Annotated in this window: 20 protein-coding genes; 8 read left to right on the top strand and 12 right to left on the bottom strand. The window is 66.3% G+C overall.

Annotated elements, in window-relative coordinates; translation table 11 throughout:
* Positions 1–127: 127 nt before the first annotated feature.
* Positions 128–1,960 (top strand): multidrug efflux ABC transporter SmrA, encoded by a 1,833-nt coding sequence (gene smrA, locus AC2A1N_RS11990; RefSeq protein WP_484372324.1) that lies wholly within the window; start codon positions 128–130, stop codon positions 1,958–1,960.
* A gap of 180 nt (positions 1,961–2,140) precedes the next feature.
* The gene (locus AC2A1N_RS11985) at positions 2,141–2,377 is read left to right on the top strand and encodes a hypothetical protein (protein WP_072166827.1); all 237 of its coding nucleotides are present in this window, start codon (positions 2,141–2,143) and stop codon (positions 2,375–2,377) included.
* A gap of 84 nt (positions 2,378–2,461) precedes the next feature.
* Here the strand turns inward: AC2A1N_RS11985 and AC2A1N_RS11980 are convergent, their stop codons facing one another.
* Complete coding sequence (locus AC2A1N_RS11980; RefSeq protein ID WP_484372322.1) at positions 2,462–4,270, bottom strand: DUF885 domain-containing protein; 1,809 nt, start codon at positions 4,268–4,270, stop codon at positions 2,462–2,464.
* Positions 4,271–4,382: 112 nt separating this feature from the next.
* Between AC2A1N_RS11980 and AC2A1N_RS11975 the strand changes: the two genes are divergently transcribed.
* Positions 4,383–4,739, top strand: a complete 357-nt coding sequence (locus tag AC2A1N_RS11975) for a GFA family protein (protein WP_053497067.1) — start codon at positions 4,383–4,385, stop codon at positions 4,737–4,739.
* Positions 4,736–5,551, top strand: coding sequence for a DUF4349 domain-containing protein (locus tag AC2A1N_RS11970; RefSeq protein ID WP_484372319.1), 816 nt, complete (start codon positions 4,736–4,738; stop codon positions 5,549–5,551). The genes AC2A1N_RS11975 and AC2A1N_RS11970 overlap by 4 nt, the downstream gene beginning before the upstream one ends.
* Before the next feature lie 31 nt (positions 5,552–5,582).
* Here the strand turns inward: AC2A1N_RS11970 and AC2A1N_RS11965 are convergent, their stop codons facing one another.
* Positions 5,583–5,876 (bottom strand): hypothetical protein, encoded by a 294-nt coding sequence (locus AC2A1N_RS11965; RefSeq protein ID WP_005415831.1) that lies wholly within the window; start codon positions 5,874–5,876, stop codon positions 5,583–5,585.
* 68 nt (positions 5,877–5,944) lie between these two features.
* Positions 5,945–6,889: a LysR substrate-binding domain-containing protein gene (locus AC2A1N_RS11960; RefSeq protein WP_484372317.1), complete on the bottom strand. Its 945-nt coding sequence runs from the start codon at positions 6,887–6,889 to the stop codon at positions 5,945–5,947.
* A gap of 115 nt (positions 6,890–7,004) precedes the next feature.
* On the opposite strand from AC2A1N_RS11960, the gene AC2A1N_RS11955 reads away from it, so the two are divergent.
* Entirely contained in the window at positions 7,005–7,877 is an 873-nt protein-coding gene (locus tag AC2A1N_RS11955) for a DMT family transporter (protein ID WP_484372315.1), read from the top strand.
* A gap of 588 nt (positions 7,878–8,465) precedes the next feature.
* Here AC2A1N_RS11955 and AC2A1N_RS11950 read toward each other — a convergent pair.
* On the bottom strand, positions 8,466–9,362 hold the full coding sequence (locus AC2A1N_RS11950) for a peptidylprolyl isomerase (RefSeq protein ID WP_484372313.1): 897 nt from the start codon (positions 9,360–9,362) through the stop codon (positions 8,466–8,468).
* Positions 9,363–9,492: 130 nt separating this feature from the next.
* Positions 9,493–9,966: a lytic transglycosylase gene (locus AC2A1N_RS11945; protein WP_180832682.1), complete on the bottom strand. Its 474-nt coding sequence runs from the start codon at positions 9,964–9,966 to the stop codon at positions 9,493–9,495.
* Between the two features lie 220 nt (positions 9,967–10,186).
* Between AC2A1N_RS11945 and AC2A1N_RS11940 the strand changes: the two genes are divergently transcribed.
* Both AC2A1N_RS11940 and AC2A1N_RS11935 read left to right on the top strand, forming a co-directional pair.
* Positions 10,187–10,552 carry a PadR family transcriptional regulator gene (locus AC2A1N_RS11940; RefSeq protein ID WP_004150914.1) on the top strand — a complete coding sequence of 122 codons (366 nt, stop codon included), beginning with the start codon at positions 10,187–10,189 and terminating at the stop codon, positions 10,550–10,552.
* Complete coding sequence (locus AC2A1N_RS11935) at positions 10,549–11,538, top strand: sensor domain-containing protein (protein WP_242890170.1); 990 nt, start codon at positions 10,549–10,551, stop codon at positions 11,536–11,538. The genes AC2A1N_RS11940 and AC2A1N_RS11935 overlap by 4 nt, the downstream gene beginning before the upstream one ends.
* A gap of 110 nt (positions 11,539–11,648) precedes the next feature.
* Here the strand turns inward: AC2A1N_RS11935 and AC2A1N_RS11930 are convergent, their stop codons facing one another.
* Both AC2A1N_RS11930 and AC2A1N_RS11925 read right to left on the bottom strand, forming a co-directional pair.
* Positions 11,649–12,956: a polyhydroxyalkanoate depolymerase gene (locus AC2A1N_RS11930; RefSeq protein WP_154350451.1), complete on the bottom strand. Its 1,308-nt coding sequence runs from the start codon at positions 12,954–12,956 to the stop codon at positions 11,649–11,651.
* Positions 12,957–13,049: 93 nt separating this feature from the next.
* Positions 13,050–13,640, bottom strand: a complete 591-nt coding sequence (locus AC2A1N_RS11925; RefSeq protein WP_061480171.1) for a class I SAM-dependent DNA methyltransferase — start codon at positions 13,638–13,640, stop codon at positions 13,050–13,052.
* A 187-nt stretch (positions 13,641–13,827) separates the two neighbouring features.
* Between AC2A1N_RS11925 and AC2A1N_RS11920 the strand changes: the two genes are divergently transcribed.
* Positions 13,828–14,283 (top strand): CopD family protein, encoded by a 456-nt coding sequence (locus AC2A1N_RS11920; protein WP_061480172.1) that lies wholly within the window; start codon positions 13,828–13,830, stop codon positions 14,281–14,283.
* Positions 14,284–14,567: 284 nt separating this feature from the next.
* Here AC2A1N_RS11920 and AC2A1N_RS11915 read toward each other — a convergent pair whose 3' ends face one another.
* The 5 genes from AC2A1N_RS11915 to lpxB form a co-directional block, all read right to left on the bottom strand.
* Complete coding sequence (locus AC2A1N_RS11915; RefSeq protein ID WP_005415839.1) at positions 14,568–15,527, bottom strand: acetyl-CoA carboxylase carboxyltransferase subunit alpha; 960 nt, start codon at positions 15,525–15,527, stop codon at positions 14,568–14,570.
* Between the two features lie 113 nt (positions 15,528–15,640).
* Positions 15,641–16,510, bottom strand: a complete 870-nt coding sequence (locus tag AC2A1N_RS11910; protein ID WP_242890186.1) for a YajG family lipoprotein — start codon at positions 16,508–16,510, stop codon at positions 15,641–15,643.
* Positions 16,511–16,565: 55 nt separating this feature from the next.
* On the bottom strand, positions 16,566–20,153 hold the full coding sequence (gene dnaE, locus AC2A1N_RS11905; protein WP_242890189.1) for a DNA polymerase III subunit alpha: 3,588 nt from the start codon (positions 20,151–20,153) through the stop codon (positions 16,566–16,568).
* A 227-nt stretch (positions 20,154–20,380) separates the two neighbouring features.
* Complete coding sequence (locus AC2A1N_RS11900; RefSeq protein ID WP_061480174.1) at positions 20,381–21,016, bottom strand: ribonuclease HII; 636 nt, start codon at positions 21,014–21,016, stop codon at positions 20,381–20,383.
* Positions 21,013–22,215 carry a lipid-A-disaccharide synthase gene (gene lpxB, locus AC2A1N_RS11895; RefSeq protein ID WP_235648417.1) on the bottom strand — a complete coding sequence of 401 codons (1,203 nt, stop codon included), beginning with the start codon at positions 22,213–22,215 and terminating at the stop codon, positions 21,013–21,015. Before lpxB ends, AC2A1N_RS11900 begins: the two co-directional genes overlap by 4 nt.
* Positions 22,216–22,251: the final 36 nt, after the last annotated feature.

Below are 22,251 nucleotides of genomic sequence, written 5' to 3'. Positions count from 1 at the left end.
TCATGATCCCTGGAAACGTCGCGAGGTTGCCGGCCAGCGGCCGGCACTACCGGCGCCACGGCATCGTCGGCCGGCGTACACATCCGGCGTGGGATACTCCGCCGGCTATTGATGGCGAGGGAATGCGATGTTCCGTTGGTTTGAATCCCTGATCCCGGTTTTCCCGCCCGTGGATGGGCGCATGCCACCGCGCAAGGTGCTGCCGTTCTACCTGCACTACCTGCGCCCGGTCTGGCCGGTGCTGCTGGCGACCCTGATTGCCGGCCTGCTGCTGGCGCTGGTGGAAGTGGCCATGTTCGACTACCTGGGCCGCATCGTCGACATGGTCGCCGAGCAGCCCGGTGCCGATTTCTTCAAGCGCCATGCCAATGAACTGGGCTGGATGCTGTTCATCACGGTCATCGCGCGGCCGATCCTGGTGGGCCTGCACAACCTGCTGGTCAACCAGGCGATCGTGCCCGGCCTGAGCAACCGCTCGCGCTGGCTGATGCACAACTACGTGGTTCGGCAGAGCCTGAGCTTCTTCCAGAACGACTTCGCCGGCAGTGTCGCCAACCGGGTCATGCAGACCGGTACCTCGCTGCGCGAGTCGGCGGTACAGATGGTCGATTCGCTCTGGTACATCGTGGTCTATACCGGCACGGCGCTGTACCTGTTCGCGCAGGCGGACTGGCGGTTGATGGTGCCGCTGGTCCTGTGGCTGCTCGCCTATGCGGTGATCATGGTCTACTTCGTGCCGCGCGCGAAGGAACGGGCCTGGATTGCGTCCGAAGCGCGCTCCAAGGCAATGGGCCGCATCGTCGATGGCTACACCAACATTCCCACGCTGAAGCTGTTCGCCCATGGCGGGCGCGAGCAGGCCTACGTGGCCGAGTCGATCCAGGAACTGGCGGTCAAGCACCGCGCGCAGACCCGGGTGACCACCGGCATGGACCTGACCATCGCCATCGTCAACGGTTTCCTGATTGCCGGTACCTGTGGGCTCGCGCTGTGGCTGTGGAATGGTGGCCATATCACCGTGGGCGCGATCACCCTGGCGACCGGCCTGGTGATCCGCATCCACAACATGTCCGGCTGGATCATGTGGACCATCAACGGCATCTTCGAGGACATCGGCACGGTGCAGGATGGCATCACCACCATCGCCCAGCCGCTGACCGTGCAGGACCGCGAGGACGCGGTGCCGCTGCAGGTGACCCGTGGTGGCGTGCAGTTCCAGGACATCCACTTCCATTACGGCAAGAAGGGCGGCGTGATCGCCGGCCTCGACCTGGTGGTGAAGCCGGGCGAGAAGATCGGCCTGGTCGGTCCTTCCGGTGCCGGCAAGTCGACCCTGGTGAACGTGCTGCTGCGCTTGTACGACCTGGAGAGCGGCCGCATCCTGATCGACGGCCAGGACATCGCCTACGTCACCCAGGAAAGCCTGCGCCAGCAGATCGGCGTGGTCACCCAGGATACCTCGCTGCTGCATCGCTCGATCCGCGACAACCTGCTGTATGGCCGCCCCGATGCGACCGAGGAGCAGCTGCGTGCTGCCGTAGACAAGGCGCGTGCCGAGGCCTTCATCGATACGCTGGTGGACGGGCAGGGGCGCCGTGGCTACGACGCGCATGTCGGCGAGCGCGGCGTGAAGCTGTCCGGTGGCCAGCGCCAGCGCATCGCCATTGCCCGCGTGCTGCTGAAGGATGCGCCGATCCTGGTGCTGGACGAAGCGACCTCGGCACTCGACTCGGAAGTCGAAGCGGCGATCCAGGACAGCCTGGATGAGCTGATGGGCGGCAAGACGGTGATCGCAATCGCGCACCGGTTGTCGACCATCGCGCGCATGGACCGGCTGGTGGTGATGGACCAGGGCCGCATCGTCGAGACCGGCAGTCATGCCGAACTGATCGCGGCCGGTGGCCTGTACGCACGCTTGTGGGCGCGACAGACCGGTGGTTTCGTGGCTGCGGAGCAGTGATTGCTTCAAGGCTTTTTGAACGGGGCACGGAGGCGGAGCCCAGGCAATTGCTTCGACGCATCGAGATCTGATGCGGACGTAAAGCGCCACGCTGTGGTGCAATCCGCGCGTTGCTTTCGCACAACTGACGCTAGATGTTCGGCTCGTCTTTCGTCCTCAATTCAGCGGGAGGGAGTGGAAATGAGAATCACGGATTTCCTGGTGATGGACGGTGAGGGTGACCAGATCCCTGCTGATCCGCATGGCAACCATGTGGCTTTCAACTGTTTCGAGTGCGGATACCCGGTCGTGGCTGGCTCATTGGAAAACGAGCGTGGCAGTGATGAGGATTGTCCTGCAGCCTGTCGTGGCTGTGGTGCCGAGTACTTCGTGGATCTGCGGCTGGGCTCAAAGAAAATGTACATCCATCTGCTCTGATCCGGCAGCAGCCCAAGCAGGGGCGAACAAAGAAAGCGGCCCGGGTTTCCCCGGGCCGCTCCGCTTCATCTCACACCGTCCCGATCACTCGATCGGCTGGTCCAGCATCAGCTGGCGGGCGAAACGCACCGGCGGCGCGCCGTAGGACAGCACCTGGTCGTGGTACGCCTTCAGGTTGAACTTGTCCCCCAGCTTCTCCTGCACTGCCTTGCGGGTGTCGAAGTGTTCCTGCGCACCGACGAAGTAGGTCGGCAGCTGTGCCGACGTCAGCTGCGCGCGCACCCACTTGCCGGCCGCTTCGCTTTCCTGCTGGAACGCGTCGTGGGTCATCAGGTGCATCGCCTTTTCGCGATCCCAGTTGTCCACGTGCACGCCCTGGTCGAGGATCGCGTTGGAGATCGTGCGCAGGTAGAACTTCAGCTGCACCAGGTGGAACAGCGGATCGTTGTTGAGGTAACCCTGCTCCTGCATCATGCGCTCGGTGTAGACCGCCCAGCCTTCGGCGAACAGGCCCGAACGCAGCACCGCACGCAGGGTCGAGGGGAACTTGGCCGAGTGCCAGCCTTCCAGGTAATGGCCCGGAGTACCTTCATGGATGCTGAGCAGGTGGATCATGCGCGAGTTGTACTCACGCAGGAACGAGTCGACCTGCTTCTCGTTCCAGTCGTCCGGAATCGGCGACACGGCGTAGAAGGTCTTCAGGTTCTTGTCCAGCGGGCCCGGCGAATCGCAGTAGGCCACAGCCACGCCGCGCTGGAATTCCGGCATCAGGATGATGTCCACCGGCGCGTCGGGCAGGGTCACCAGGTCGTGCTCGCGCACGAATGCGGTGGACTGCTCCAGCGCGGCCTTGGCATCGTCGACCACCTTGTCGCGTGCCGGCTTGTCGGCGTAGGCCAGTTCCAGCGCGGCCTCGATCGCCTTCTGCTGCTGCTCGTCGGTCGGCTGGGCCGGCATTTCCGGCGCACCCGGCTTGTCCTTCAGCACGGTCTGCGCGATGCCGTACATGTCCTCGCGGACGCGCTTGAGTTCTGCACGTGCACGCTCACCGATCTCCTGGCGCGACAGCGAGGAGCTCAGCGCGAACTTCAGCTTCTGGTCGTACTTTTCCGCACCGATGCGGAAATCACCCTTGGCGTTCGGCACCAGGGTCTTGTCCAGCCAGGTCTGCTGCTCGTCCACGGCCTTCTTCAGACCGTCGATGGCGGCCTGCAGGCGCTGCTGGTCGGCCTGCGGCAGTTCACCGATATGCGGGGTGATGAAAGTATCGACGATGCTGAGGATGCCCTTGTTCTGCTTGGCCACCGTCTCGGCATGGATCTTCGGCACGCGGGCCGGATCCAGGTTCTCGCGTGCCTGGGCGAAGATCGCCGGCAGCTTTTCCATGCGCGCGGTCGCCGCCTTCAGGCGCTCCGGCAGCGGCGCGAACTCGCGCGCCATCAGGCCGTAGATCGCGCTGCCGGCGATGCCGTTGTACAGCTGCGGGTCCCACTTGCCGGACTGCAGCACTTCGGCGTTCCAGATTTCCGACTGCAGCTGGTTGCGCAGGATCGCCGCGTCCACCTGGTTCTCGCGGCCCAGCTTGGCCACTTCGATCTTGTCCAGCTCGCCCAGCAGCGCCTTGTAGGCGGCCACGGTCTTCTGCTGGCCGGCGGCGCTCAGGTCGTCCAGCTCGCTGTCGTAGCGGTGGTCACCGATCTGGGTGGCGCTGACCGGCGACAGCTGCATCCAGGTGTCCAGGGCGCGCTTGGACAGATCGGCGAAGGCGGCATCGACCGCCGCGTCACCGGCCTGCTGGCTGGCGGCCGGGGTGGAAGCGGTGGTCGGGGCGTCGGCCGGCTGGCAACCGGCCAGCGCGGCGACCAGGGCGAGGGCAAGAAGATGCGGGCGCATCGGCATTCCTGTACGGGGTCAAACCCTGAGCATAGGGCCCCGTTGCTGCTTTGTCCCCGTGCCATAGGATTACCATGGGCGGATTCAAGGACCCTCCAAAGGAGCGCAGGACATGGAATACCAGGGAAGCTGCCATTGCGGCAGGATCGCATTCACCGTGCAGGCCGAGGCGCCGATCAGCGACGTCATCGACTGCAACTGTTCGATGTGCCGGCGTCGCGGCAGCCTGCTGTGGTTCGCTCCGCGTGCGGCGTTCCAGCTGGCCACCGATCCGGCTGACGTGGCCACCTACCACTTCAACAAGGCCCACATCGACCACCACCACTGCCGCCAATGCGGTATCGCCCCCTACAGCGAAGCGGTCGATCCGCGTACCGGCACACCGATGGTGGCGGTGAACGTGCGCTGCGTGCCGCAGGTCGATCTGGCGGGCCTTTCGGTGACCTCCTACGACGGAGCGGCACTGTGAGGCCGGTGCGAGCGTGGACGCGCAGGGCGGCGCTGCCGGTACTGCTGCTGGCGCTGGGCGCCTGCGCCAAGCAGGGCGACATGGTGGGGGATGCGGGCGCCACGGCCGCCGAGGCTGCCATCGCTTCGCCGGAAGGCGCATTCCTGGCCTACGAACATGACGTGCAGGTGCAGCTGGAGGCGGCGCAGATCGCACCGCGCATCCAGCAGATCGCTCAGGCCTGCCAGAGCGCGAAGTTCGGCGACTGTGCAGTGTTGCAGATCGAGCAGCACGGCGGCGAGCGGCCCAGCGGTGAAGTGAAGGTGCGCATCGCGCCGAAGGGTACCGAGCCGCTGATCGCGATGGCTGGTGAAGGCGGCAAGCTGCAGTCGCGCAATACGCGCGCCGAGGATCTCGCGCAGGCGGTGGCCGACACGGCATTGACCAAGGCACGGCTTGAGAAGGAGCACGCCCGCCTGCTGTCCTACCAGGACCGCAAGGACCTGAAGATCGAAGACCTGATGGCGATCACCACGCGCCTGTCAGAGATCGAGGCGGGTGTCGAGCAGGCCAACAAGGATGCTGCGCAGCAGCGCCGGCGCATCGATACCCAGCTGGTGGCGATCCACTTCGACACCACCTCTGGCCAGCGCAGCCGCAGCGAGATCGGTGAGGCGCTGAGCGAGTCGGGCGGCATCCTCAGCACCAGCATCGCGTTCCTGATCCGCGCTGCGGCCGCACTGCTGCCGGTGGCGGTGCTGGCCTTGATCGCAGCCTGGGGTGTGCGGGCATGGTGGCGTCGCCACCGTCGCAAGCTGCCGCCCAACCGCTGAGGTCAAGGCTGATGCGGGCCGTCAGCCGGCATCAGCCCTCGTCGGTCTCGTACTCGACGAACACATCCAGCTCCAGCGCCAGTTCCTGCACCGCATCGCGCACCTTCTGCGCGGTGCTTTCATTGCCGACTTCCACTTCCAACTCGTGGATGCCCGGGCCGATGTCATCGGACAGCCCGGCCGAACTGGAATCGTCGTCGTCCATGTGCGGCATCAGGTCGTCGGTTTCCTCGACATGTTCGATGCCGTCCAGGCCGAGCAGCAGGTCGCTGATGGCGCGGGCGTCGTCTTCGGTTCCGGTGATGCGCAGTCGCAGCATGGCCATGGCATAGGTACGTTGTGGGTTCGTCAGCAGCCTAGCCAGCGTGAGGCAAAGAACGGGTGAGGGCGCAGTCAGGCGTGCGTCGCCGGCCGCCCGAGCAGGCTGTCCGGCAATGCCGGGATCGGCGTGTGCTCGTCCTGCGCCTGTTCCAGCAACCAGTCGATGAACAGGCGCGCGGCCGGGCTCGGCGGTTGCCCTTCTGCGTGCACCACGTGGTAGGCATAGCGTGCCTTCAATGCCGGACCGGGCAGGCGCACCACCTCGTAGCGCTGCAGGTAGGGCTGGGCGATGTGGGTGCGCGCCAGCACCGCGCCCATGCCATACACCGCCGCACGCATCGCGTCGGTGCTGTCGGCGAAGGTGTGCATCGGCGGCAGGGGCGACGGTGGGCGCACGCCGGCGTGGCGGAACCAGTCACGCCAGCCCTGCGGCGACAGGTCGGTCAGCAGCGGCAGGTCGGCGATGCGCGCCGGATCAACCAGTGCTTCGACCCCGGCCAGCGCCGGTGAGGCCACCGGGAACAGGAAGTCATCCATCAGGTGCTGTGCACGCAGGCCCGGCCATTGGCCCAGCCCGTAGCGGATGCCGACTTCCGGTCCGTTGTCGTCGTAGCGATCCAGTCCGCTGCCGGTGTGCAGCTCGATGCGGATGTGTGGATAGGCCTGGGTGAAGCGTGGCAGTCGCGGCAGCAGCCAGCAGTACGAGAGCGAGCGCAGCGTGGTGATCCGCAGCGGCACGCTGTCGGCATCCGGTTGCAGGTGATGGGCCACCGCCGCGACATCGGTGAAGGCGGCGCTGGCGGCGTCGGCCAGCTGCCGGCCCTCGGCGGTCAGGCGCACGCCGCGGGCGTGGCGCAGGAACAGGCGAACTTCAAGTACTTCTTCCAGGCGGCGCACGTGGTGACTGACCGCGCTGGCGGTCAGGTGCAGCTCCTGCGCGGCCTGGGCGAAATTCTGGTGCCGTGCGGCGACCGCGAACACGGCCAATGCGGGGAGCAGGGAAGGGCGTAGCTGCATGTCGAGCCTCAAACCATATTTGTGGCTGACAGCGATACTACGCGCTTGTGCGGCGGGCGTCTGCGCCTGATCCTGTCTGCCTTGGCGAGGAACAGACGATGGACGGAGGCAGGACATGAATGCGATCCCACAGACGGCCGAGCGCGACTGGCGCACGCCGCTGGAATTGACCCTGCTGGGCGCCATCTGGGGCTGCTCGTTCCTGTTCATGCGGGTGGCGGTGCCGTCGTTCGGCCCATTCGCGCTGGTCGAGGTGCGGCTGGTGCTGGGCGCGCTGGTGCTGCTGCCGTTTCTGTGGCGCGCCCGCGCGCAGTTCCCGCCGCGCCGCTGGCTGTGGCTGGCGCCGATCGGCCTGATCAATTCGGGGCTGCCGTTCGTGCTGTTTGCCTATGCCGCCGAGCAGGCGCCGGCCGCGATCGGTGCGATCTGTAATGCGATGACGGTGCTGTTCGCCGCGCTGATCGCGTTCCTGTTCTTCGGCGAGAAGATCGGCATGCGCCGTGCCGGTGCGTTGCTGGTCGGCTTTGCCGGGGTGGTGGTGCTGGCCACGGCGAAAGTGTCCGGCCTCAGCATCGGTACCGCAGTGCTGGCCGGTGCGGCGGCTTCGCTGCTGTACGGCCTGGGCGTGAACCTGGTGAAGCGGCACATGACCGGGTTGCCGTCGGCCGCCGCCGCGGCGGCAACGCTGTCGTGTGCCTCGCTGTGGATGCTGCCGATGGCGGTGACCCACTGGCCGCAGGCGGCGATTCCACTGAAGGCCTGGGGCGCGGCGATCGCGCTGGGCGTGGCCTGTACTGGCTTGGCGTTCCTGATGTTCTATCGCCTGATCGGTCGTATCGGCCCGTCGCGGGCGTCGACGGTGACCTACCTGATTCCGCTGTTCGGTGCGGCGTTTGCGTGGTTGTTCCTGGGTGAGGCGGTGACGCTGCAGATGTTGATTGCGGGTGTGTTGATTCTGGGTAGCGTGGCGGTGAGTCAGAAGGGCTGAGACGTTTTTGCACGTGGCACGTGCTGAAGGTGCTTCACTGTTCATGGGCGTTACTTTTCTTTTCGCGCGAAAAGAAAAGTAACCAAAAGAAACGCGCCGCCAGGTCGCGAGCCGCCGTGCTTCGCACGTCGGTCCCCTGCGCTTCTCGGTGAATCAGGGGACGGTGCCGAACTCGCTGCGCTCAGACATCGGCACCTCTTTGCCCCTGATTCCCCTGCGATGCTCGGCTCGCTCAAGGCGGATCCAAGGTCAAGAGCCACAGCTGCACGACGATGTTTGGTAGTGCCGGGCCGGGCCGGGCCGGGCCCGGCGAGCGGAGCGACCGCTTCTGCCTTTGATCTTGGATCCGCCTTGAGCGAGCCGAGCACCGCAGGTCCGGCGAGGGCGAAGAGGCGCGGGTGTCTGAGCGCAGCGAGTTCCCGCGCCGTCCCTCGACGGGCCGAGGAGCGCAGGGTACCGGTGCGCAGCACCGGCTCGTGACTGGCGGAACGTTTCTTTTGGTTACTTTTCTTTGCGTACAAAGAAAAGTAACGCCCATGAACAGTGAAGCACCTTCAGCACGCGCCACGCGCAGAATCCGCGACGGCGTTACTTCACCGGCACCGGAATATTGCAGAGGTCGATATGCCCCGCCGGGCGCTTGTAGAAATCATCCACGCGATTGCGTCGCGCCTCCACCGTATCGGCGAAGGTCTTCGAGTCGGTACGCAGTACCTGGATCGGTGTGCGCTCGGCCACCGGCACGTCGCTGGCACGGCGGATCGACACGATCGGCGTACGCAGCTTCGGGTCGGTGTAGAAGCCCATCGGCGCCGGTCCGCGCGGCGTTGCGCTCAGCAGCTCCATGCCCTTCAGCACGCGACCCACCAGCGTGATGTTGCGGTCCAGCTGGCGCGGTGACTGGCCGGTCACTACGTACAGTTCGGCGCCGATGCTGCTGTCTTCCTCGTTGCTGCGGCCCGCGCCCAGCATGCCGTAGCAATGGGCCAGCCAGGCCTTGCCGGCCTGTGGGTCCTGGCCGACCGGGAAGCCGTCGACGAAACCGGTCTGCGCGGCCCAGCCATCGCGATCCGGCAGCACGCTGACCTTCAGGCCGGCGCTGGCGCGTTCGAACTCGGCCGGCAGCTTGCGCGCGGCGCTGCCGAACGGCTTGGCCTTGGCTGCGTCATCGGCGTCGGCATCGCCGAACTGCACCACGAAGTTGTCCTGCGAACGGTAGATGCTGGTGCCGTCCCAGAAATGTTCGTGGGCGAAGGTCTGGATGTTGGCCACATGCCGCGGGGCGAACTGCGGCGCCAGCTCGATGATCACGCGCCCGGCGGGCAGGTCCATGTACAGCAGGTTGGCCGGGTCGGGGGTACGCCAGTCGCTGGCCGCCGAAGCATCGAGGATCTGCTGCGGGCTGCGGTAAGGCGTGGCCGCGCTGGCCACGGCGGGCAGCAGGCAGGCGAGGGCGGTCAGGGCAAGGCGACGACGGTGCGGCATGGGAACCCCGGAACATGAACGAGGGTTCGATTCTGCGCGACTAGAGACCACATCGCCAAGCGAGATGTAGGGCAATCGCGTCAGCCTGCGCGCCGCCTCTTGGACAATCCAATGGGTCTGGAATCAACGCCTATCTTTCTTCTGCAATTAGACCGGAGTAATGGCCGAAGACAGGAACAGGTTCATAGTTGCCTGTCGGATCGTGCGTAGTTGAAGACTCTTCCAGATGATGAGGTGAAAAATTCTCCCTGGTTATCGTAAGCCGACCATCTTCATTGAAGAGGTAGCTTGTCCCTTCGGCAATGCCGTCACTCTTCTCATCGAACGTTCTATGTACCGCCATGCTCAGGAACAGATTTCCCGGCGCTACCTGCTGGAATTGATACGTCAGGCGCTCCCTTAGATGTTCATCCAGAAAGTCGACGCCAATCATTTCTTTGTCCAACAGCACATCGATAATCGCGGATGGCGTGGTGGGGGAGCCAACGAGAACCGTATAGCGAGCCTGGCTCTCATGTCTCGATTTGGCTTCGGATTCACTGATTATGTTTCGGGCGGACTTCTTTGCGCCAAACCAGAAGTCGCAATAATAAAACTCAGTCATAAGTGGATACTCCCGGGACCGTCGTGCTCGCAGGAGCTGGATCAGCCGCTGCGCTGTTGGAAGACGACGGTATGCCGCGGCTCGCAGAGGGGCAAGCAAGCCAATGGGCCTGCCGGCCAGATGGTCGGCCGACCCTCGCCAACCGGCAGAGTGACTAACGACACATTCGCTATACCGAACTTCGCACTACTGTGGACTTCAACGTAGTGGAGGGCCGGCCATGTCCGAGGACGATGTCCACCTGAAGAAGTTCCAGAAGGAGCTCAGCGCCGGAACAGTGTCGCTGGCCCTGCTGGCGGTGCTGGCCCGGGCCGGGGAGCCGCTGTACGGCTACCTCATTGCCAAGGAGCTGGAGCGGGTGGGCGAGGGCGTGCTGAGCGGCAAGCAGAGCGCGCTGTACCCGGTACTGCGCAACCTGGAGGGCGCCGGCCTGCTGGAAAGCCATGTGGAACCGTCCAGCAGCGGGCCGCCGCGGCGCTACTACCGCATCAATGAACGTGGCCGCGAGGTGCTGGCGCAGTGGCGCCAGGCGTGGCAGGCCACCCGTGATTCCGTCGATTCCGTGTTGGAGGGGGTACCGCAATGAACGACCCGAGCCTGGCAGGCCGCGCCCTGCCGACCACCATTCCGCAGTACCTGGCGCAGCTGCGCGCTGCGCTGGAAGGTGCCGATCCGGCGATGGTGCAGGACGCGTTGTACGACGCCGAGGAATACCTGCGCTCGGAGCTGGCGGCGCAGCCCGGCCGCAGCGAGGCCGAGGTGATCGCCGATGTGGCCGGCAGCTATGGCGCGCCGGACGAAGTGGCCGACATCTACCGCGAGACCGAAGTGACGGTGAACCGCGCGCTGCGTACGCCGCGTGCGGATACCGCGCCGGTACTGCGTGCCGCTGCCGAAGCCAGTGGCATCGAACCGGCCGCGCCGCCGCCGGCGCCGGTGCAACGCTCGCTGCTGGCGCGATTCTTCGGGGTGGTGGCCGATCCGCATACCTATGGCGCGCTGTTCTACATGCTGCTGTCGCTGGCCACCGGCATCTTCTTCTTCACCTGGGTGGTGACCGGCCTGTCGCTCTCGCTCGGCCTGTTGATCCTGATCGTCGGGATTCCGCTGACCGTGCTGTTCTTCGGCTCGGTGCGCGGGCTGGCGCTGCTGGAAGGGCGGCTGGTGGAAGCATTGCTGGGCGAGCGCATGCCGCGCCGTCCGCGCTACACCGACCGTAGCCGCACGTGGCTGCAGCGCATCGGCGACATGTTCACCGATGGCCGTACCTGGCTGACCCTGCTGTACTTCGTGCTGATGCTGCCGCTGGGCGTGGTCTACTTCACCATCGCGGTGACGCTGCTGTCGCTGTCACTGGGGTTCATCTGGGCGCCGGTGGCCGCGCTGTTCAGCGGTGACATTCCGGGCGTGTACGTCGACGGCGTGAACGTGTTGCCGATGGCCGCTTCGCCGCTGGTGGGCATCGTGATCGCAGCTGTGGGCGTGCTGCTGCTGCTGTTGACGATGCACCTGGCACGCGGTATCGGCAAGCTGCACGGGCTGATTGCCAAGAACCTGCTGGTGCGGTTGTAACAGGCCAGGGGTCGGATCCCTGTTCGCAGAACAGGGCTCTGACCCCGGATCCCATCATGCTGGGTCAGAGCCCTTTCCTTTGGAAAGGGATCCGACCCCACGGCGGGGAGTTACCCCGCCTTTCGCCGCAACGGAGTGACGTTGCTCTTCTTCTTCGTGGCCTTCGCCGCCGGTGCCTCGGCATGCGCAGCGAAGAAGTCGCGCACCTTCGGGTACACCACTTCGCGCCAGCGACGGCCGCTGAAGATGCCGTAGTGGCCGGCGCCTTCGACGATGAAATGCTCGCGGCGGTCAGCAGCAATGCCGGTGCACAGCGCCTGCGCTGCTTCGGTCTGGCCGAGTCCGGCGATGTCATCCAGTTCGCCCTCGATGCTCAGCAGCGCGGTATCGCGGATCGCCGACGGATCGACCTTCTCGCCATTGACCACCCACTCGCCACGCGGCAGCAGGAAGTCCTGGAACACCACGCGGATGGTATCCAGGTAGTACTTGGCCGGCATGTCCAGCACCGCGTTGTACTCGTCGTAGAAGCGACGGTGCGCGTCGGCGTCTTCCAGGTCGCCCTTGACCAGGTCGGTGTAGAAATCCCAGTGCGAGCTGAAGTGGCGGCTCGGGTTCATCGACAGGAAGCCGGCGTGCTGCAGGAAGCCCGGATACACGCGGCGGCCGGCGCCGGGGTAACTGGCCGGCACGGTGTGGATGACGTTGTTCTCGAACCACGACAGCGGGTTCTGCGTGGCCAGGTTGTTCACTGCGGTCGGGCTGCAGCGTGCATCGATCGGGCCGCCCATCATCACCAGGGTGCGCGGTGTCGGCTCGCCACGGCTGGCCATCAGTGAAACCGCGGCCAGCACCGGTACCGTCGGCTGGCACACGCTGACCACGTGCAGGCGTTCGACGCCCAGATGGCGGATGAACTCCTGGATGTAGGCGATGTAATCGTCCAGGCCAAACTCGCCTTCGCTGGCCGGCACCATGCGCGCGTCCACCCAGTCGGTGACGTACACACGGTGGTCGCGCAGCAGCGTGCGCACGGTATCGCGCAGCAACGTGGCGTGGTGCCCGGACAGCGGTGCCACGACCAGCACGAACGGCTGGTTGAGCATGGTGTGCAGCTGTTCGGCTTCATTGCTGTGGCGCTTGAAGCGCAGCAGCTTGCAGAACGGCTTGCTCACTTCCTCGTGCACGACGATCGGCACGCGCTCGCCGTCGACCTCGATTTCGTTGATGCCCCACTCGGGCTTCTCGTAATCCTTGCCGATGCGGTGGAACAGCTCATTGACCGCCGCCAGGCGATCGGCGCCGGGCATCTGCGACCACCAGTGGCCCGGGTTGGCGAAGAATCTGGCGTTGGCCTGAGCCTGGTGCACCCAGGGGGCGAGCAGGTTGCGGGTCAGTTCGTGCAGTTGATAGAGCATGACGACCGAATATGTATGGTCATATGTTGCCGCGCAGCATATCCCATCCGGGTGTCCCGCAGGTTAAGTTGGCTGAAAATAATGAATCTGGATTCACATCCGTTCCAGCGCGGCGGCGTCGCCTGCCAGGGCGGGGCCGAGCCAGCAGTGCGACCCGACCGGCTGCAGGCCGTGCCGGGCCAGCGTCCGCCGATACCAGCGTGCCGGGCGGGCCTGGAAGCCCTCGTGGTCGCCGTCGAACGCGTCTTCGGCGGCGAAGGTCTCCAGGAAGGCCACGCCGCCGGTCAGCTCGGCCACGCCGGCCAGGCCGGCGCGCAGCTCGCGGTCGGGCACGTAGTGCATCACGTCCGAACACACCAGCAGGTCGACCGGCGCGCAGGGCCGCAGCCAGGCGAAGTCGCCGAAGCGGGCCAGGTGCAGGTTGCGGGTGCGGCCGTAGCGGCGCACAGCGTACTCGCTGCTGTCGAAGCCCAGGTATTCGACCTTCGGACGCAGCTTCAGCAGCGGCGCACGCCAGGCGCCTTCGCCGCAGCCGATGTCCAGCACACTGCGGATCGGTCGTTCCAGGTAGTACTCGGCGCTGGCCACGGCCAGGGCCACCTTGCGCGCCAGGCGGGCGCTGCCGCCGATGTCGGCGCGGCGGTACCAGCGTTGGAAGTAGGCGGCGTCGTAGGTCTTGTCCATGGGGCGGTGCGCGATCGGGGAAAACGGCGCCTATCGTACGGTGTTGCGCCCCCGGGTGTGGCGGACCCGCAGTAGAGCCACGCCATGCGTGGCCGTCCTGATGCGGCGATTGGACGCGGCAGCCACCCAGGAGGTGGCTCTACTGCGACAATAGGCGCCCATCTACGCCAGCCGCCGGAGCGAGCGCATGCAGAGCTACTACTGGGTCAAGACCTTCCACATCGTATTCGTGGTGGCGTGGATGGCCACGGTGTTCTACCTGCCGCGCATCCTGGTCAACCTGGCCGAGACCGCAGGCCAGCCGGCGGTGACCGAGCGCCTGCAGCTGATGGGCCTGCGCCTGTACCGTTTCGGCCACTCGATGTTCGGCCTGGCCTTTGTGCTGGGCCTGGTGCTGTGGCTGGGCTACAAGGTCATCCCGGATTTCCCGACCATGGTCGCGCCGGGCGGCGCTGGCTGGCTGCACGCCAAGCTGGGCCTGGTGGTGCTGCTGCTGGTGTACTTCGGCTGGACCGGTCGCCTGCTCAAGGGCGTGGCCAAGGGCCGGGCGCTGCCGTCGTCGCGCGCGCTGCGCTGGATCAACGAGATCCCGCTGCTGGCGTTCATTCCGATCGTGTGGCTGGTGCTGGCCAAGCCGTTCTGAACGGGGCGCGCTGCGCGCGCGGCGCATCGCACAGATGCATCCACGCATGGCGTGGATCTACTGGGTGCAGCTGTGGCTTTTGATGTCCAGGTCCGCCATGAGCGAGCCGAGCATCGCAGGTGAAACAGGGGCGAAGAGGCGACGATGTCTGAGCGCAGCGAGTTCGGCGCCGTCCCCTGATTCACCGAGAAGCGCAGGGAACCGGTGCGTGGCACCGGCTCGCGTTCGGCGGCGTGTTCTTTGGTTACTTTCTTGCACGAGCAAGAAAGTAACAAGCCGATGAATCAGGCTGCTTCGTACGTGCCGTAACTGCGCAGGCGCGTGTAGCGCTGCTCCAGCAGTTGCTCGGTGGAGAGCTTTTCCAGCGCGTCCAGCTCGTTCAGCAGCACGGCCTTCAGGCGCTTGGCCATCTGCGTCGGGTTGCGGTGGGCGCCACCGGTCGGCTCGCGCACGACCTTGTCGACCAGGCCCAGGCTCTTCAGGCGCGGGGCGGTCAGGCCCAGTTGCTCGGCCGCTTCCTTGGCCTTGCCCGCGTCCTTCCACAGGATCGAGGCGCAGCCTTCCGGGGTGATGGTCGAGTACACCGCGTATTCCAGCATCACGGTGCGGTCGCCCACGCCCAGTGCCAACGCACCGCCGGAGCCGCCTTCACCGATCACGGTGCAGATGATCGGCACCTTCAGCTCGGCCATCTCGATCAGGTTGCGCGCGATCGCTTCGGACTGGCCGCGCGACTCGGCGTCGATGCCCGGCCAGGCGCCGGCGGTGTCGATCAGGGTCAGCACCGGCAGGCCGAAGCGCTCTGCCATCTTCATCAGGCGCAGCGCCTTGCGGTAACCCTCCGGCTTGGGCATGCCGAAGTTGCGCTTGATCTTTTCCTTGGTGTCGCGGCCCTTCTGGTGGCCGATCACCATTACCGCGCGGCCATTGATGCGGGCCAGGCCGCCCATGATCGCCTTGTCGTCGGCGAAGGCGCGGTCACCGGCCAGCTCCTGGAACTCATCGAACATGACGCGGATGTAGTCGGCGGTGTACGGACGCGACGGGTGCCGGGCCAGCTGCAGCACCTGCCACGAGGTCAGGTTGCGGAAGATCTGCGCGGTGCGCATGCGCAGCTTGTCCTGCAGCGCGTGCACTTCCGCCTCGACATTGACCGCCGGCCCGGCACTGGCGTTGCGCAGCTCCTGGATCTTGGCTTCCAGGTCGGCGATGGGTTGCTCGAAGTCGAGGTAGTTCGGATTCATCGGAAGCCGTCGTGTAAAGAAGGAGGCAATTCTAGCCGAATGCGTGCAAACCACCCGTACGCCTTCGTCTGGAAGGCGACGGTAGCGCAGCCGGGCAGGCGGCGCCAGTCAGCTCAGGGCACTACCAGGGCGCTGCGGCCCATCAACTGGCTGCGCCGGGAAACGAAGTCGTTGTAGGCCTCGTTGGCCTCCCGGCCCAGGCCGCTGCCCAGGGTGGCGGTGGCCGAGGTGAAGGCCATCTGCGCAGCGAAGTCCTGCTTGCGCAGGGCCTTCTGTTCATCGGCGGTGGTGGCCTTCAGCCACTGCGCGTAGACCTCGCGCAGCGGCGCGGCATGCGCCTCGAAGGCCGGTGCCAGCGCCGGCAGGCTGGCCGGTGCCGGTTCAAGGCTGTATGCCGGGGCCACGTAGCCGGCCGGCTGTTCGCGCTTGAACGCGCCCGGCTCGCCCATGCCTTCCTCGACGTAGGCGATGAAATCCGGTGCCGTGAACACCTTGGCGACGATCTGGCCACCACTGGAATCGACGTGGGCGACCACCTTTTCCTTCGGGAACGGTTCGCGCACGCCGTAGGTCCAGGTCTTGTCGATGAACAGTTCGTGGCTCTTCTCGAACGGGCCCTCGAAGTCGACGCCGCCCAGCTCGATGCCAGCCTTGCCGGTGCCGAAGTTCTTCAGCTTGCTCTCGTCGGTGACATAGACCTCGCGAGCGATCACGTACTCGCTCAGGGTCGGGTTGATCAGGCCGCCGCGGCCATCGACGTAGACGATGAAGCGCACATCGCCGAGCGTGTCGGTGTGCAGGCGATGCTCGCCAATGGCCAGGGAGACCGGGCGCGAGCCGTGCGCAGCCACTGGCAGGTCCTGGCCGTCGATGCTCAGCGCCAGCGGCGTGTCGGTCGGGTTGTCGATCTGGAACTCGATCTTCGACGGCGAGCAGGCGGCCAGCGCCAGTGCGGCAACGAACGGGAACAGCAGGGTCTTCATCGGCAATCGTCCTTGATGACTGGAACGGGAAAACAGGAACACGAAGGAGCCAGCCTCAGCTGGCCCACGGCGGGCTGTAGCGCACCTTCAGCGTGCGTACGGCCGGGTCGGCGCGCAGCGCCTCCATCAGCTTGGAATCGATGCGTACCGCGCTCTGCCCGGAGACATCCAGCATGCCGGCGACACCGCCGTGCGGGCCCTTCAGCAGCAGGTCCAGGCGCAGCGGCGTGCGCCCCGGGCGATGGCGGTCGAGCAGGGCATTGATGCGCTCCCAGACCGGGCGCTGCTGGCGCAGGTCCAGGCGCAGCGACAGCCGCGTGGCGTAGTTGGCGCAGACTTCGTCGAAGTCCCAGCACTGGCGGATGCGCAGCGCGTAGCCACCGTTGAACTCGTCCTCGCGCAGGCCGCCCTTGACCACCAGGATGCGGTCCTTGGTCATCAGGTGGCCGAACTCGGCCATCGCATCGGAGAACGCGCTGCACTCCACCCGGCCGCGACCGTCCTCCAGCTGGATGAAGATCTGGCTTTCGCCCTTGCGGCGCACGCCGACCACCTGGCCGGCCAGCACGGTCTGCACTTCCGGGCGCCAGCGCTTCTCGCCGCCACCGCCGCCGCTGTTGGCGCTCCAGATTTTCTCCACCGAACCCAGGTCGTTGCCTACCAGATCGCGCACATCGTCGCGCCAGGGATCGAACGGGTGGCCGCTGAGGTAGAAGCCCAGCGTATCGCGCTCGCCGTTGAGGCGCTGCAGCAGCGGCCATTCTTCGGCTTCCGGCAGGTCCAGCTGGATCGAAACGGTGCTCGGGTCGGGCCCGCCAAACAGCGAGTTCTGTCCGGACGCACGCTCGCGTGCCATCTGGTCGGTGGCCTTGATCACTTCCGGCAGCTGCAGCATCAGCGAGGCACGGTTGCGGCCGAGCTCATCGAGCGCGCCACAGTTGATCATCGCTTCCAGCGTGCGCCGGTTGAGCTTGGCCGAGCCGACGCGGGTGCAGAAGTCCAGCAGATCCTTGAACGGTCCGCCCTTCAGTCGTTCCTCGACCACCGCTTCGCAGGCGCCCTGGCCGACGCCCTTGATCGCGCCCAGGCCGTACTGGATCGTGTCCGGCGTGACCGCTTCGAACATGAAGGCCGACTGGTTCACCTTCGGCGGCAGCACGGTCAGGCCGAGGTTGCGCACCTCGTCGAGGAAGCCAACCACCTTGTCGGTGTTGTCCAGGTCCGAAGACAGCGTGGCCGCCATGAACTCGGCCGGGTAATGGCGCTTCAGCCAGGCGGTCTGGTAGCTGACCAGTGCGTATGCAGCGGCGTGCGACTTGTTGAAGCCATAGCCGGCGAACTTCTCCATCAGGTCGAAGATTTCGTCGGCCTTGGGGCCGTCGACGCCGCCCTTGGCTGCACCTTCGCGGAAGATCTCGCGGTGCTTGGCCATTTCCGCCGGCACCTTCTTGCCCATCGCGCGTCGCAGCAGGTCAGCGCCGCCCAGCGAGTAGCCGCCGACGATCTGCGCCATCTGCATCACCTGCTCCTGGTACACCATGATGCCGTAGGTGTCCTTCAGGATCGCTTCGGTGCGCGGATCGGGATAGATGATCTCTTCCTGGCCGTGCTTGCGCGCGTTGAAGGAGGGAATCAGGTCCATCGGGCCGGGGCGATACAGCGACACCAGCGCGATCAGGTCTTCGAAGCGGTCGGGGCGCGCGTCCTTCAGCAGGCGGCGCATGCCCGAGGATTCGAACTGGAACACCGCGCCGGTGTTGCCGTTGGCGAAGATGTCCTTGTAGGTGGGCGCATCGTCGAGCGGGATCGCGGCAATGTCGACCGGCGGAATGCCCGCGCGTTCGTGGCGCTTGTTGATCGCCTTCACTGCCCAGTCGATGATGGTCAGCGTGCGCAGGCCGAGGAAGTCGAACTTCACCAGGCCCACTTCTTCCACGTCGTTCTTGTCGAACTGGGTGACCGGGTTCTTGCCGAGCCCATTTTCGTCGTGTTCGGCGTACAGCGGGCAGAACTCGCTCAGCGGCTCGGGCCCGATCACCACGCCACCGGCGTGCTTGCCGGCGTTGCGGGTCAGGTCTTCCAGCTGCAGCGCCAGATCGATCAGGTCGCGGACATCGTCCTCGGTCTCATAGCGCTGGATCAGTTCGGCCGAGGCCATTTCCGAGCTCGGGCCTTCCTTGCCCTTGCCCAGCGCATCCTTCAGGTGGATGCCCAGGATGTTCGGGATCAGCTTGGAAACACCGTCGACCAGGCCATACGGGAAGCCGAGCACGCGGCCGGAGTCGCGCACCACCGCCTTGGCGGCCATGGTGCCGTAGGTGATGATCTGGCTGACGCGCTCGCGCCCGTACTTGCGGGCGACGTAGTCGATCACCTCGTCGCGGCGGTCCATGCAGAAGTCGATGTCGAAGTCGGGCATCGACACGCGTTCCGGGTTCAGGAATCGCTCGAACAGCAGGTTGTACGGCAGCGGGTCCAGATCGGTGATCTTCAGCGCCCAGGCCACCAGCGAGCCGGCACCCGAGCCGCGGCCGGGACCGATCGGGATGCCCTGGTTCTTGCCCCACTGGATGAAGTCGGCCACGATGAGGAAGTAGCCGGGGAAGCCCATCTTGATGATGGTGTTGAGCTCGAACTCCAGGCGCTCGAAGTACTCCTCACGGGTCTTGCCCGGCGCCAGCGGATTCTTCTCCAGGCGCTCTTCCAGGCCGTCGCGCGACATCTTCTGGATCCAGGTGTCCAGGGTCTCGTCGTCGGGCACCGGGTAGTTGGGCAGGAAGTAGGTGCCCAGCCGCATCTCGATGTTGCAGCGCTCGGCCAGCGCCAGCGTGTTGTCGATCGCATCGGGGATGTCGGCGAACAGCGCGCACATCTCCTCGGCCGACTTCAGGTACTGCTGGTCGCTGTACTCGTGCGGACGCTTGGGATCGTCCAGCACGCGGCCGGTGGAAATGCACACGCGCGCTTCGTGCGCGCTGAAATCCGACGGCGACAGGAAGCGCACGTCATTGCTGGCGACCACCGGCAGGCCGCGCTGGCCAGCGGCCATCAGCGCGAACTGGTTGAAGGTTTCCTCGCCCTCGCGGCCGGTACGGGTCAGCTCCAGGTGCAGGCCATCGCCGAATACGCGCTGCCAGTCGGCCAGCTGCTGCTCGGCCAGTTCATGCTTGCCGTCCAGTGCCAGGCGCCCGGCCAGGCTCTGCCGGCCGGCCAGCGCGAACAGGTTGGCGTTGCCGGCCTTCAGCCAGTCCGGGTGGATGGCCACACCGCCTTCCGGGCGATGGCCTTCCATCCAGGCGCGGGTCAGCAGCCGCGACAGGCTCAGGTAGCCCTCGCGGTCGCGGCACAGCAGGGTCATCCGCCACGGGTCCTGGCCTTCCTCGGCGATCAGCACGTCGGCACCGGCGATCGGCTTGATGCCCACGCCTTCGGCGGCCTTGTAGAACTTGACCAGGGCGAACAGGTTGTTGAGGTCGGTCACCGCCAGCGCAGGCAGGCCGAGCTCGACCGAGCGCGACAGCAGGTTGGCCTGCTTGGCCTTCTTCGGGTCCGCCTGGTCCGGCTTGGCCGGCACGCGGATGGTCGAGTCCGCCAGCGAGAACTCGGTGTGGACGTGGAGATGTACGAAGCGGGAGTTGGACATGCCGGACCAGGTTGGAGCGCGCGGGCCCCGGGTGCTGACGGAGGTTCGTCGCCGGGGTCGGGAAGCGCTGGAATGCCCGGTCAGGGTAGCGAGGGCAGGGGGTTGCCACAAGGCTTGACAGGCCCCGGAGGACGACCGGGTTCAGGCGTGCGGGAGCCCGTTTCCTGTAGAGCCGAGCCCACGCTCGGCTGCTGCGGAAAGCCGAGCATGGGCTCGGCTCTACAAGGTCAACCGAGGCACTCCCGCACCGGGGCGAAGCTGCGCCGGTGCTCCACGCAGGGGCCGTGCTCGCGCAGGGCGGCCAGGTGGGCCGGAGTGCCATAGCCCTTGTGCTGCTCGAATCCATACTGAGGGTGGCGGGCGTGCACGGCCTGCATGTAGCGATCGCGCGAGACCTTGGCCAGGATCGAGGCGGCCATGATCGCGCGGTCGATGCCATCACCGCCGACCAGCGCCTGCGCCGGCAGTACCAGGCCCTTGGGCACCACGTTGCCGTCGATGCGGGCGAAGCCGGCCACATGGGCGACCGCTGCAACGACGTCACGCATGCCCTGCAGGGTGGCCTGGTAGATGTTCAGGCGGTCGATGGTGTCCACGTCCACCAGCACCACATGCCAGGCCAGGGCGCGCTCGATGATGCGGTCATGCAGCTGCTCGCGGCGGGCAGCGGTCAACTGCTTGGAATCATCCAGGCCGTTGATGCGTGGCCGTGACGGATCGAATACCACCGCCGCCACCGCCACCGGCCCAGCCAGCGGGCCACGCCCGGCCTCGTCGACACCGGCGACCAGGCGCTCCGGCTCGATCACTGCCGTACCGTCGAACAGGGTCAGGCTGGCTGCTGCGGCGTGGCGGCGGCTCATGCCTGCGCCTGGTCGCGCATCAGCAGCTCGCCGACGGCATCGGCGGCACGCGCCGACGCGTTGCGTCGCAGTCGCTGGTGCAGGCGCACGTACGTGTCCTGCAGGTCGCTCACCCGCTGCGGGTGGTCGAACCACTGCTGGATGGCCGCGGCCAGCCTGTCCGGCGTGCAGTCGTGCTGCATCAGTTCCGGCGCCAGGTCCTGGCCGGCCAGGATGTTGGGCAGGGCGAAGCGGTCGACCTTGATCAGGCCAAGCGCCTTGACCAGTCGATAGGTCAGTTCGTTGACGCGGTAACCGACCACCATCGGCCGCTTCACCAGCATGGCTTCCAGGGTCGCGGTGCCGGAGGCCAGCACCACCACGTCGGCGGCGATCATCGCGTTGCGCGCCTGGCCGTCAAGCACGTGCGAGTAGGCCACCGGCAGCGCCGAGCGCGACAGCTGTTCTTCGATCAGCTGCCTGCAGGCCGGGTTGGCGGCAGGCACCACCACATGCAGGCCCGGAATGCGTTCGGAAACCTGCCAGGCCGCTTCGAAGAACGGCTCGCCCAGGCGCGAGATCTCGCCGAGGCGGCTGCCCGGCAACACCGCCAGCACCTTGGCCGAGGCCGGCAGGCCGAGCGCGGCGCGTGCTTCCTCGCGGTTGCCCTGCAGCGGAATGTCATCGGCCATCGGGTGGCCGACGAAGCGCGCGTCGATGCCGTGCCGGGCATAGATCGGCGGCTCCATCGGGAACAGGCACAGCACCAGGTCGGCGCTGCTGCCGATTTTCTCGGCGCGCTTTTCGCGCCAGGCCCAGACCGACGGGCTGACGTAATGCACGGTGCGCACGCCACGCTGCTTCAGCCAGCGCTCGATGCCCAGGTTGAAGTCGGGGGCGTCGATGCCGATGAAGACGTCCGGCTGCCAGTCCAGCGCACGCTGGCGGAACGCCGAGCGCAGCTTGAGCAGGCGCGGCAGGTGGCGCAGCACTTCGGTCAGGCCCATCACCGCCAGCTCGCTGGCATCGTGCCAGGTCTGGCAGCCGGCGCTGCGCATGGCATCGCCGCCGATACCGGCGAACTCGGCATTCGGGAAGCGCGCCTTCAGTTCACGCACCAGGCCCGCACCGAGCAGGTCGCCGGAGGCTTCGCCGGCAACCAGCGCGATCCGCAACGGGCGCTCGCTGAGCACCCGCTGCGCGGGAACGCTGCCGGCCATCGAGGCCAGCGGGATCACCGCGGCGCCGGCCGGCGC

The sequence above is a fragment of the Stenotrophomonas maltophilia group sp. SKK55 genome (assembly GCF_057179845.1).
Note: the sequence above shows the minus strand (reverse complement) of the source record. Positions and strands in the feature narration are given on the sequence as shown.